The sequence below is a fragment of the Massilimicrobiota sp. An80 genome (genome assembly GCF_002159255.1).
Classification (GTDB): domain Bacteria; phylum Bacillota_I; class Bacilli_A; order Erysipelotrichales; family Coprobacillaceae; genus Allocoprobacillus; species Allocoprobacillus merdigallinarum.
The window spans coordinates 1-11,988 of the sequence record NZ_NFHI01000062.1; the positions used below are offsets into that span (position 1 = coordinate 1).

Consider the following 11,988-nt stretch of genomic DNA (forward strand, 5'->3'; position numbering starts at 1 on the left):
CATGACCCATCATCAGATCATGATTCTCCTATACAGTTTTAAAATTGTGGGAAGAACAGCCTTCCCACAATTTCTTATAATCCAAAACCCCACAACCCCGTGTTATTTTAGATTACCTTCTTTTTCAGCACGATTAATCGCAAGAATTCGATGTGATGCAATATACTGAACCCTTTCCTGATAATCATAATACATTTCGTAAATCCCATCTTCTTGATCAGGATTTTTCTTTTTGACATGAGATGAGATCATACCTGTCTTATAAATCATATCTTTTGTATATTTTCGATAACGTGGTTCATCACTTATTTGTTCTGCAATAATATCTTTGGCTCCATGAATAGCCTCTTCAATAGTTAATACTTGCTCATTTAAATATTTTTGGGCTTCTTTTTCCAAATCGAAAGTTCTAGGTAATTTTAAAATCGATTGAGCCAATGGCTCTAATCCTTTTGCCTTAGCAATAGATGCCTTAGTTTTCTTTTTCTCTTTAAATGGTCTATAAAAATCTTCAACTTCACTTAATTTAGAAGCATTTAAAATATTATGTTTTAATTCTTCAGTTAATAAACCTTTTTCATCAATTAAACGAATAACATCATCTTTTCGTTCCTGAAGATTGACTTGATATTCATATACTTTTGAAATTTCTCTAATTTGTTCTTCATTTAATCCACCTGTTTTTTCTTTACGATAACGTGCTATAAAAGGAACAGTAGCTCCTTCTTCTAATAAAGATAAAACATTTTGAATTTGTTGTTCTTGAATGGATAATTCTTCAGCCATTTTTTGTATAATTTCTTGATTCATAAAAATCCTCCAATAATAAAAAAACACATTGATAAACAATGCTCAATCAATTGGTGCATCTGATGAGACTCGAACTCACACGGATTAAATCCACTACCGCCTGAAGATAGCGTGTCTACCAATTCCACCACAGATGCGTAAAACAAAAATGGTGCAGGCGATGAGATTTGAACTCACACGGAAATACTTCCACTACCCCCTCAAGATAGCGTGTCTACCATTCCACCACGCCTGCAATTAGCGTTTATATTATAACAAAAATCATATTTCTATGCAATAAGGAATAGAGAATTCACTCTATTCCTTAATCAAATCATAAATAGCTTTTGCATAGATAGCTGTTGCCTTCATTAAATCATCAATAGAAATTTCTTCATTATTTTGATGAATCTTATTATCACTATCTGGGAATTCAATACCAAAAGCAACACAATTAGGCATTGTTTTTGCATATGTGCCACCACCAATAGCCTGTGGTTGATGATTATGATCACCTGTAAATTCAACATAAGCATTATGCAACTTTTGAATCAGTTCACTTTGAGGATCTATATATAAAGCTTTTCCTAAATGATGTGTTTCTTTTAATCCATAAACGTTAAGACATTTTTGCATTTTTGCTGTCAACTTTTCATCTGTCACTTCATGAGGAACACGCATGTCTATAATCATATTAACATGTCCATTCTTGTAATTGATAACCCCTAAATTCACTGTTAATGGACCCATTAATCCCGTATAAGCAATACCTAATTTTTCCCCATAACAATCATTATAAAAATATTGATCAATAAATTGAACTAATTGATTTTGTGATATAGTTGATAAATAATGACACATATATACAGCCCCATTAATTCCTAATTCTGGTGTAGAGGCATGAGCAGATTTTCCAATCAAAACAAGTTTTGTATGATTTCCTTCTTCTTCAACATATCCATCTAATTGGTGAACAGATAAATATTCAGCAAATGATTCTCTATATTGTTTATATGAACCTGTTAAATAAGCTTCACAAACTTCTGGAACAATATTTGCTCTATTTCCAGAATAAAGTCCTATTAAATTATCATTTTCAATTTCACCAATTATTTTAAAATTAACACCTGCTTTTTCTCCATAGACAACAGGAAATTCTGCATCTGGTGTAAACCCCATTGAAGGATAAGGTTTCTTTGTAAAATAATATTGCATACATTTTGAACCATTTTCTTCATTACATCCAAAAATCACTCTTGTTTTCATTTTCACAGGTAAATTTAATTCATGAATAATTTTAGCAGCATAGTATGCGGCAATGAGTGGTCCTTTATCATCAGCTACTCCTCGCCCATATAACTTTCCATTTTTTAAAGTTGCTGCATATGGTTCACTGTTCCATCCACTCTCATTGCAAGGCACAACATCCAAATGTCCTAAAATACCAAAAGTTTCTTCTCCCTCTCCTATATCAATATGTCCTGCATAACCATCAACATTTTCACAAACAAATCCATCTCTCTCACCTATTTCTAACATAGCATCTAACGCATCACGACATGCTTTTCCAAATGGTTGTCCTTCGTTAGCTGTTGTTTCATCTAAAATAGATGGTATTTTACATAATGTCTGTATATCTTCTATCATTTTATCTTTTCTTTTATAGACTTCTTCTAAAAAATCAATCATTTTAAAATCACCTCTCAATTATTATAGCAAACATTTTTAATAAAACGATACTTTTTGTAAAAAAAATGATATGATATATAAAATGGAGGGAATAAACATATGGAAAATATCAGATTTCATATTACAGTCAAAGCTATTGTCATTTATCATCAAAAAATCCTGATTCTGAAAAGAGTACGTCCTTCTAGTGATGGACTTGGTTTTTGGGAACTTCCTGGAGGTGGATTAGAATATGGTGAAACACCACACCAGGCTCTTATTAGAGAATTAAAAGAGGAAACAAATTTAGATGTGAGAATCATCAAACCAGTGTATACTTTTACAGCCGTTCGACCTGACTATCAAACCGTTGGTATTGGCTTTTTAGCTATTCCAACCAATGATCATGTTCAAATCTCTCATGAACACACTGAATATCGTTTTGTTTCTAGTGACGAATTACTTAATTATGTTGATCAGAAAATCTATGATGACATTATTACAACACTTAAAGAATATGAATCAATGAATATCGACGACTAAAAAATCAAGGATTCATTATCCTTGATTTTTCTTGTCATAATAATCTTTAATTGCTGAAATAGATTTTTTCTTAAAATTAAAATACATATAACCAACAACTGCAGTTGATACAACAAATAGAGCTGTTGTTCCGATAAATACATATGTTAATGTATTATCATTTTTTTCTTCAAAAGGAGTATATTTTTGTAATGTCCCTTCAGTATCTTCATATGTATATAATTGAGTTTCCCCAGCTTCATTCATTAAATAGACAAGTGTGTAATGTGATAAAGCCTCATCTTCAAATTTCCATCCATTTAATTCAACATCACCAATTTTAATAGTTGCTGTTTTTAAATCTTGGATAGCTTCTAAATTATCTGGGGCATCCATAAGAACATATGTTTTTCCATTAACAGCTACAGTTTGATATTTACTCAAAACTTTATTATTATCTACATCATAAATATAAAATCCTGTGCTATCATCTTCATTTTGTAAATATAATAAAGTCAATCCCATATCTTTATTTTGTAAAGCTGTCACATCTTTATTGTCAATTTTTATTGTTGATTTTTCAAATCCTTTTGGCACATCCGTTTTAGATAAATCATTTAAAATTCCTAAATTTTGATCACCCAATTTAACAAATTGTGTTGGTTTTTCCGTCACATAAACACTAATCGTATAAGTTTTCTTGCTGCCATCTTCAGCAGTAACCGTAACTGTAAAATTATTTTCTCCAATTTTTAATTCTTTTTTACCTGTTCCAGAAACTTTTGCTTTACTATCTTTAGCTTTAGCACTTATAGTTAGCGATTCTGTTTCGCTTGTTAAATCAACTTTATATGTTGTTGTTCCAGAAGAAAACTTTGGTGATAAAGTCCCTTCAGAAACGCTCAAAGAAGATAAATTCTTTTCACTAGATTTTTTTACTTCAGGTTCTTGAACTGTTGTAGTAGTTGAAGAACTAGAATTATTTGAACTACTTGATGAGCTAGAACCAGAACTACTAGATGAGCTAGAAGAGCTTGATTTATCTGTAACAGTTACTGTTCTACTTATAGTTTCACCTTCTACTAAATTATAATTAGCATCAGACAAACTTAAAGCAGTGACAGTTACTGTAAAAGTACCTGCACCAGTTTGTAAAGTTGTTGAATCACTACTACCAATAGTTCTAATGGCTAAAGTACCAGACTTTCCTCCAGCAGAAACTGAAAGCCCTCCAGCATGTGTACTACTACTAACAGTAACAGTTAAACTCCCATTACCGTTATTTTGTACCGACACACTAAATGATGCGGCATATGATTCCGTTATGGTAAAAAAACAAATCAACGGAACTAATAATATTGTTAAAATGATTTTTCCAATTTTTTTCATAATTACCCCTTTTATAACTTAATTTTTCCTAAAATACAATCCATAATCATCAAATAATCTGCAGCGTCTATCTTGCCATTACTATTAACATCTCCAACAGATTTCTGAGTTGCATTCATTGAATATTTTCCTAAAATTGTATCCATAACCATCAAATAGTCTGCAGCATCTATTTTCCCATTACCATTAACATCTCCACGTGCATAAGATGTAGAACCATCTGATGTACTACTATCATATCCATTGACAACTATAGTAACATCAGAAGCAGGAACATATAAATAATCTCTTGAAAACTTATATTGATTATCCCAATCAGTATCAGTACGAGATTCATTCAACGCTGTATCACTTTGAATTTTATACCATTTTTCCCCTGATACAGTCACTGTATCTAAAACAATAACTGGTAAATTATATGTACGTGGGCTACTACCGCTTCCCAATGTATGAGTAACAGTTGAACCAGGTTCTTTATAAAGTTTATAACTTTTTTGTTGCCCATTGATTATACCAATTGTATATTTATTATAATCATTTCCATAATTATAATAATAATTAACACTAGCTGCTTTTTCTCCCCAATAAGGATCAGAAGCGTAGCGAACATTAATACCTGATAATTTATCACCTAAATGTCCACCATTATAACGCCAATCCTCATTGTCTAAATATCCATTGGAAATAAATTTTTCTGCATGATATTTTATACTTGTTTGAGGATTTTCATATCCATTTGCTCCATAATATGGATTATTATCTACTGCACCATGTCCAAATAAATTATTTTTATCTCGGGCGATTGCACTTGTTCCCCAAGCACTTTCATTTCCAGATACACCATACATTAATAAGGCATTAGTACCATATGTATTTTGATTTTCAATATAATATTGTCCCATATTTTTCATTTTTGAAGAACTAGAACCCACTTTATCATTTGTAATAGTATCCAAATTATATGGAGTTAAAGTTGTTTTAGAACGATGAGAAAGGAATTGATAGTAATTATAGAAAGGATTAGATTTATTAACTGCATTAGGATAAGATGTATTACTGTTTTGATAGTCCTTAATCATTGTTGGATAACTTGTATAGAAATAATGTCCATCATAACTATAATATTTTGTTCCTTCATTTAAGTAACTTGGCTTTTTCCCAACTCTTTGTGCACTAGAACTTTCTGAACCATAAAAATATTTATGATATAAGTAACCACCTTCAACATAGTAATGAGAAATATTAGCACTTTGATAATCAACAACTGTCACATCACGTGCATCAAAATCCATTACTGTCCCTGCTTGTTTTGCACGAATTTTTCCGTTAACAGTTCCAATATAGGCAGCATCTTTTGCATAACTTCCTGTCGTATAGCCATCATATCCAGTTAAAACATTTTTATAAGTTAAATAACTATTTCCATCATGACCTTTAGAGTTTAAATACACAACTCCATATTCAATGGCTTTTGTATTTTCTTCAACAGCATATGTTGTAACAGAAAAGGTTCTTGCACGCAATTTTGATTTTGTTTTAACCTTATTATCCAAAGCTTCCTGAGCTTCTTCTTCATTTTCATAAGTTGCTATAACTTCTTTATCATCACCAGTTTTAGCAACCAAATTATATTCTTTTGATTGTTCAATAATTTCTGAGTTGTCATTTTCAATATCATCAAAATCAACAATAGATGTACTTCCATCTTCATTAATAACAGTAAAATAGTCTGTTACTTCTGGTCCTTTTGAAGAACTATCTTTTGCCTCAACAGAATTTTGATTTGAAACATTTATAACTAACCCTATAACTAATGTTAATGAGATAACTAACATACACAATTGACAGATTTTTTTTCTCATTAAAACACCCCTTCTTTCATTACATTCCAAATTAAATTATATATGAAGGACACATAAAATTCAATTGATTTTAGGCTTTTTCAACAAAAAAAGACGATTTTATTAGCAGATTTCCCATAATCTGCTAATAAATATCATCTTTCTTTTAAATCTTCCAAATTATAAGGTGTTTCCTGATAAACATAGTAATTTAACCAATTTGCAAAAATCAAGTAAGCATGAGAACGCCATTTGACTTGTATTTCATTATTGACATCATCATTCAAATAATAATTTTTTGGCATTTCACTGATAATATCTGGATTAGCCAAATCCCTTTTATATTCCTTATCTAAAGTATCAGGATCATATTCAGGATGTCCAGTCACAAAAAAACGTGATCCATCTTTTGAAGCAACTATATAAACCCCTGCATCCTTTGATTCAGCTAAAATATCTAAGTCATCTATCTTTTCAATATCTTCTTTAGATACACTGGTATAACGTGAATGAGGTGCATAAAATTGATAATCAAAACCTCGCAAAATTTTTCTTTGCATTTTTTCAACATTCGTATGATGTAGATAGACACCTGTTAATTTATGTGGTAATAGATACTTAGAAACGCCATAAAAATAATGCAAAGCTGCCTGCGCTGCCCAACAAATAAAGAAACTGCTAAAAACATGCGTTTTAGACCATTCTAATAATGTTGTCAATTCATCCCAATAATCCACATCTTGAAATTCAAGTTTTTCAACTGGTGCTCCTGTAATAATTAAACCATCATATTTATTGTCTTTAATATCATCAAAAGTTTTATAAAAAGCCAATAAATGTTCTTTTGAAACATTTTTAGATTCATGACTTGCCATGTGAATCCAATCTACTTCAATTTGTAAAGGTGTATTAGATAATAATCTTAATAATTGTGTTTCCGTTACAATTTTGGTAGGCATAATATTTAAAATTAATAATTTTAACGGTCTAATGCGTTGTGTTGTTGCACGTGTTTCACTCATAATAAATATATTTTCTTCTTTTAATATTTTAGCAGCTGGTAAATTATCTGGTATTTTGATTGGCATAATTATTTCCCCTCATTTCTCGCTTCATTTTATCATATTTCATAAAAGACTTGAATATCTTTTAAAAAGAAATCAACTCATTAAAAAGCTGAATAATAAATGCATCACTCATTCCTGCTAGATAATCTATAATACTTTTTTCAAAAGCTTGAGAATCATGGATAAAATCATAAACAACATGATTATGATATTCTTTTTTTCTCGAATAATTTTCTATAACAGCGTATTTTTCTAGCCACGCTAAATAATGACCAATTAACTTTGGATATTGTTTTAAATCCTGCTTTAAATCTTTAATAAAATCATTATGATTTTTATAATCATATAAAAAATCAAAAATAGAATGCAAAATTAAAGACACATATTTTTCATGAACTTGAACCCTTTTAATTAAATAAATATTTTGATAATTGAATTTCATAATAAATTTCATTTTATCAAAAGCTTCCTGAGATAAGCCTATTCCTTTTTCTACACAAGAATTTTCCACCACATCATGTATAAAATAATTGACAACAGAACCATTATTAATCGCATGAAATTGATAATTCCCCATTTGATTTAATTGTGTTCTTAATTCATCAATTTGAGATTGTGTTAAAACATTTAAACGTAAAGCATCTTCAATATCTCTAGCCAAATAAGCAATTTTATCAGCCATCTTTACAACACATCCTTCATATGTCCATGGATTGTATTGTCCTGCATATTGATAATCATTAAGATTGATATATTCTTTTCTTCTTTGAATATATTTTTGATTCATTTCTCCACAATGAGATATAATTCCATCACGTACAGCATATGTAAGATTTAAATTATGCTGATAATGGTTATTATCTTCTAATAATTCAATATGATCAACAAAATGTAAACTATTTTTTTCATGCCAAAACTTATCTAAATCATGAGATTTAGCAATATCAGTCAAAATAGTTTCACCACCATGCCCAAAAGGTGCATGACCTAAATCATGTCCTACTGCAATGGCTTTTGTAAGTTCTGTATTTAGACCCAGTTGATGTGCAATTGTATATGAGATAGACTCAACCAGATTGACATGTTCACTGCGTGTACAGACATGATCATCTTCGACAGCAAAAAAAACTTGTGTTTTATGTTTTAAACGACGATACGCTTGTGAAAAGATAATTCTGGTATAATCTCTTGCAAAATCACTTCTTAAGTCATATCTTCTTTGATATATATCTTCACACCTTTGTACAGCCAGCTCATATTCAGGATGTCCTTCAAACATACCATAGTCACTGAATTTTTGTTTTTCCATTTCTACTACCTCTCATTTATGATATATTTATGTTATACTAAAAAAGAGAGGTGAAAGCAATGAATACACAATTATTTTTACAGCAAGCCTATGAATTAGTGAAAGATGAGGAAAATATCACTGCTAACCTGGCAAATATGTCTGCTTTCTTAAATGAAATCATTCCAGATATTAATTGGGTAGGATTTTATCTCGTTGATAATCATGAACTCATTTTAGGTCCTTTCCAAGGTAAAGTAGCTTGTTTAAGGATTCCTATTGGTCAAGGTGTTTGTGGTAAAGCAGCTTTATTACATCAAACAATATGTGTCGCAGATGTACATCAATTTAGTGGTCACATTGCTTGTGATAGTCGTAGTAAAAGTGAGATTGTTATTCCTATAATCGTACAAAGTGAATTAATGGGTGTCTTAGATATTGATTCTCCCTATTTTAATAGATTTACTTTAAATGATCAGGATTTTTTAGAAAAAATAGTAGAAATTATTGCTGAATATATTTTTAAAAAAGGACAACGTTCACAATGAACACTGTCCTTTTTACATTTTAAATTCTATTGTATGTTCTATTTTTTAATAACTTTTTCAACTAATTCAACAACTTCTTCCATTGTTGTACAATTAATTGCCTGATTAGCTAAATCAGCCATTTCTTTTTGAGATAATTCTCTAATTAATTTTCTTTGTGCCAAAATTGAAGTTGCAGACATTGAGAATTCATCTAATCCTAAACCAAGTAATAATGGAGCTGCCATTGGTTCTCCTGCCATTTCTCCACACATACCTGCCCATTTTCCTTCTTTATGTGCTGATTCAATAACATGTTTAACCAATCGTAAGATTGAAGGGTTAAATGGTTGATATAAATAAGATACACCTGAAGACATTCTATCAGCAGCGAATGTATATTGAATTAAATCATTAGTACCAATTGAGAAGAAATCAACTTCTTTAGCAAATTGATCAGCTAAAACTGCAGCAGCAGGAATTTCAATCATGATACCAACTTGTAAAGTATCAGATACTTTAACACCTTCTGCAACCAATTTTTCTTTTTCTTCCATTAAGATACCTTTAGCTTTTCTAAATTCTCCTAATGCCGCAATCATTGGGAACATGATTCTTAAATCACCGTAAACAGAAGCTCTTAATAATGCTCTTAATTGAGTTCTAAAAATATCTTCTCTTTGGAAGCATAAACGAATTGCACGTACACCTAAGAATGGATTCATTTCTTTAGGTAAATCAATAGCTTCGATTTCCTTATCTCCACCAATATCAAGTGTTCTTACAACAACAGGTTTACCAGCCATACCTTCTAAAATTTCTTTATAAACTTCAAATTGTTTATCTTCACTTGGTAATTCAGCAGATTCCATATATAAGAATTCAGTTCTAAATAAACCTACACCTTCACCACCATTTTCTTTAACACCAGCTAAATCTTTTGGTGAACCGATGTTGGCAACTAATTCAACATGATGACCATCAGTTGAAACTGTTTTTTCATTAACTAATTTCTTTAGTTCTTCTCTATATGCAATATATTCATCACGTTTTTGAGTATATTCTTTAATAGTATCTTCATCAGGATTGATCATAACAACTCCTTCAATACCATCAAGAGCAATCATATCTCCATCTTTAACTTCATCAGTCACTGTTTTACAAGCAACAACAGCAGGAATTTCCAAACTTCTTGCCATGATAGCAGAGTGTGAAGTTCTTCCACCAATATTTGTAGCAAATCCTCTAACTAAATTTTTATTTAATTGTGCTGTATCAGAAGGTGTTAAATCATCAGCAATAATCACAACTTCTTCATCAATTAAAGCAGGGTTAGGTAATGATTTTCCTAAAAGATTAGCTAATAAACGACGAGAAACGTCTTTAATATCAGCAGCTCTTTCTCTAAAGTATTCATCACCCATAGATTCAAACATTGCTACAAATGTATTAGCTACTTCTTCTAAAGCAGCAGCTGCATTACATTTTTCATTTTTAATTTTATCTTCAACTTGTGTTTTTAATTCAGGGTCAGATAAAACCAAAGCATGTGCATCAAAAACTGCAGCTTCTTCAGCAGATAAATTTTTTGAAGCAGCTTCCTTAATAGCTTCAAGTTGCTTACTTGTGCAATCCATTGCATCTTCATAAGCTTTAATTTCTTTTTCTACATCTTCAACAGTTTCTTTAGTTACTGTTAAATCAGGCATAACTAATTTGTATGCTTTAGCAATTGCAATACCATTAGATGCCGCAATACCTTTAATCATTGTCATTTTGACCTACCTCCATATAAATTTATTTTACCTTATTTTCAATATAAAATAAAGATTAAACTTTCTATATTTATTAAATTTATAATTTTCAAAATATGAAAATATAGCTTTTCATTTCACTATGCTTGTTATATAATAAAAGTATATTATAGGAGGGACAAAGATGGAAGTCATTATTGTAAAAGATTATGAAGAAGCAAGTCAAAAAGCTTGTGAAATTATGTTGAATGTTGTTAAAAACAATCCAACTGCTAATTTAGGTTTAGCTACGGGATCTACACCTATTAGACTTTATGAATTGATGAGAGAAGATCACAAGAAAAATGGAACTTCATACAAAGATATTAAATCATTTAATCTTGATGAATATTTTGGTTTAGATCAATCTCATCCTCAAAGTTATCATTATTTTATGTGTCATAACTTATTCAATGAATTAGATATTGATATGAATAATGTTCATGTTCCAAAAGGAAATGGCAATATTGATGAAGAATGTAAAGCATATAACCAATTATTAGAAGACAATCCTATTGATATTCAATTATTAGGAATTGGTTCTAATGGACATATTGGTTTCAATGAACCAGGAACACCTTTTGATTCAGTTACTCACAAGGTTGATTTAAAACAATCTACAATTGAAGACAATGCACGTTTATTCTTTAATGGTAAAATTGAAGATGTACCTACTCAAGCAGTAAGTATGGGGATTGCAAATATTATGAAAGCTAAAAAAGTGCTTCTTATTGCTTCTGGTGAAGGAAAAGCAAAAGCTATTCAAGCTACAGTTGAAGGACCAAAAACAACAGATGTACCTGCAAGTGCTTTACAAGATCATCCTGATTGTATTTTAGTTGTTGATGAAGCAGCTGCAAGTTTATTAAAAAATAAATAAAAGATAAATACTCCAATCTTGGAGTTTTTTTGTTGCACTTGTTATGATGAATTATCTGTCAAAAAAGGAATGAGAATAAAAAAAGGGAGGGAATAGAATGACTACTCCCTCACATGGACTGGCAGCGTGCTATTTTCGCAGTTGCCTACTATCTTCGCCGCTGTGATGCTTAACTTCTGTGTTCGGCATGGGTACAGGTGTTTCCATCACGCCTTCACCACCAG

General features: G+C 30.6%; 10 protein-coding genes, 2 tRNA genes and 1 rRNA gene. 3 read left to right on the forward strand and 10 right to left on the reverse strand.

Features of this window, described 5'->3' with window-relative positions:
* Positions 1-102: 102 nt before the first annotated feature.
* The 4 genes from B5G32_RS12345 to pepV all read right to left on the reverse strand — a co-directional run bounded on the left by B5G32_RS12345 (position 103) and on the right by pepV (position 2,478).
* The gene (locus tag B5G32_RS12345; RefSeq protein ID WP_239386248.1) at positions 103-810 is read right to left on the reverse strand and encodes a Tex-like N-terminal domain-containing protein; all 708 of its coding nucleotides are present in this window, start codon (positions 808-810) and stop codon (positions 103-105) included.
* Between the two features lie 51 nt (positions 811-861).
* Positions 862-947 (reverse strand) — tRNA-Leu (locus tag B5G32_RS12350).
* Positions 948-959: 12 nt separating this feature from the next.
* Positions 960-1,045, reverse strand: a tRNA-Leu gene (locus B5G32_RS12355).
* Between the two features lie 62 nt (positions 1,046-1,107).
* A complete protein-coding gene (gene pepV, locus B5G32_RS12360) occupies positions 1,108-2,478 on the reverse strand; it encodes a dipeptidase PepV (protein ID WP_087936820.1) in 1,371 nt (456 codons plus the stop codon).
* A gap of 99 nt (positions 2,479-2,577) precedes the next feature.
* On the opposite strand from pepV, the gene B5G32_RS12365 reads away from it, so the two are divergent.
* Complete coding sequence (locus B5G32_RS12365; protein ID WP_087304742.1) at positions 2,578-3,000, forward strand: NUDIX hydrolase; 423 nt, start codon at positions 2,578-2,580, stop codon at positions 2,998-3,000.
* A gap of 15 nt (positions 3,001-3,015) precedes the next feature.
* Here B5G32_RS12365 and B5G32_RS12370 read toward each other — a convergent pair whose 3' ends face one another.
* From B5G32_RS12370 to B5G32_RS12385, 4 genes are all read right to left on the reverse strand, one after another.
* Positions 3,016-4,368, reverse strand: a complete 1,353-nt coding sequence (locus B5G32_RS12370; RefSeq protein ID WP_087936821.1) for a cadherin-like beta sandwich domain-containing protein — start codon at positions 4,366-4,368, stop codon at positions 3,016-3,018.
* 11 nt (positions 4,369-4,379) lie between these two features.
* On the reverse strand, positions 4,380-6,230 hold the full coding sequence (locus B5G32_RS12375; RefSeq protein ID WP_239386249.1) for a glucosaminidase domain-containing protein: 1,851 nt from the start codon (positions 6,228-6,230) through the stop codon (positions 4,380-4,382).
* 134 nt (positions 6,231-6,364) lie between these two features.
* Positions 6,365-7,297 carry a homoserine O-acetyltransferase MetA gene (gene metA, locus B5G32_RS12380; RefSeq protein ID WP_087245121.1) on the reverse strand — a complete coding sequence of 311 codons (933 nt, stop codon included), beginning with the start codon at positions 7,295-7,297 and terminating at the stop codon, positions 6,365-6,367.
* Positions 7,298-7,358: 61 nt separating this feature from the next.
* On the reverse strand, positions 7,359-8,585 hold the full coding sequence (locus tag B5G32_RS12385; protein ID WP_087936822.1) for a deoxyguanosinetriphosphate triphosphohydrolase family protein: 1,227 nt from the start codon (positions 8,583-8,585) through the stop codon (positions 7,359-7,361).
* A gap of 59 nt (positions 8,586-8,644) precedes the next feature.
* Between B5G32_RS12385 and B5G32_RS12390 the strand changes: the two genes are divergently transcribed.
* Positions 8,645-9,112, forward strand: coding sequence for a GAF domain-containing protein (locus B5G32_RS12390; RefSeq protein ID WP_087936823.1), 468 nt, complete (start codon positions 8,645-8,647; stop codon positions 9,110-9,112).
* A 38-nt stretch (positions 9,113-9,150) separates the two neighbouring features.
* Here B5G32_RS12390 and ptsP read toward each other — a convergent pair whose 3' ends face one another.
* Positions 9,151-10,860, reverse strand: a complete 1,710-nt coding sequence (gene ptsP / locus B5G32_RS12395; RefSeq protein WP_224762582.1) for a phosphoenolpyruvate--protein phosphotransferase — start codon at positions 10,858-10,860, stop codon at positions 9,151-9,153.
* A gap of 169 nt (positions 10,861-11,029) precedes the next feature.
* On the opposite strand from ptsP, the gene nagB reads away from it, so the two are divergent.
* Positions 11,030-11,764 carry a glucosamine-6-phosphate deaminase gene (gene nagB, locus B5G32_RS12400; RefSeq protein ID WP_087304747.1) on the forward strand — a complete coding sequence of 245 codons (735 nt, stop codon included), beginning with the start codon at positions 11,030-11,032 and terminating at the stop codon, positions 11,762-11,764.
* Between the two features lie 116 nt (positions 11,765-11,880).
* Here the strand turns inward: nagB and rrf are convergent.
* Positions 11,881-11,988, reverse strand: a 5S ribosomal RNA gene (gene rrf, locus B5G32_RS12405).

What these genes read in the sequence shown, in the direction of transcription:
- B5G32_RS12345 (WP_239386248.1), bottom strand. Translation starts at nt 810, where the DNA reads ATGAATCAAGAAATTATACAAAAAATGGCTGAAGAATTATCCATTCAA.
- pepV (WP_087936820.1), bottom strand. Translation starts at nt 2,478, where the DNA reads ATGATTGATTTTTTAGAAGAAGTCTATAAAAGAAAAGATAAAATGATA.
- B5G32_RS12365 (WP_087304742.1), top strand. Translation starts at nt 2,578, where the DNA reads ATGGAAAATATCAGATTTCATATTACAGTCAAAGCTATTGTCATTTAT.
- B5G32_RS12370 (WP_087936821.1), bottom strand. Translation starts at nt 4,368, where the DNA reads ATGAAAAAAATTGGAAAAATCATTTTAACAATATTATTAGTTCCGTTG.
- B5G32_RS12375 (WP_239386249.1), bottom strand. Translation starts at nt 6,230, where the DNA reads ATGAGAAAAAAAATCTGTCAATTGTGTATGTTAGTTATCTCATTAACA.
- metA (WP_087245121.1), bottom strand. Translation starts at nt 7,297, where the DNA reads ATGCCAATCAAAATACCAGATAATTTACCAGCTGCTAAAATATTAAAA.
- B5G32_RS12385 (WP_087936822.1), bottom strand. Translation starts at nt 8,585, where the DNA reads ATGGAAAAACAAAAATTCAGTGACTATGGTATGTTTGAAGGACATCCT.
- B5G32_RS12390 (WP_087936823.1), top strand. Translation starts at nt 8,645, where the DNA reads ATGAATACACAATTATTTTTACAGCAAGCCTATGAATTAGTGAAAGAT.
- ptsP (WP_224762582.1), bottom strand. Translation starts at nt 10,860, where the DNA reads ATGATTAAAGGTATTGCGGCATCTAATGGTATTGCAATTGCTAAAGCA.
- nagB (WP_087304747.1), top strand. Translation starts at nt 11,030, where the DNA reads ATGGAAGTCATTATTGTAAAAGATTATGAAGAAGCAAGTCAAAAAGCT.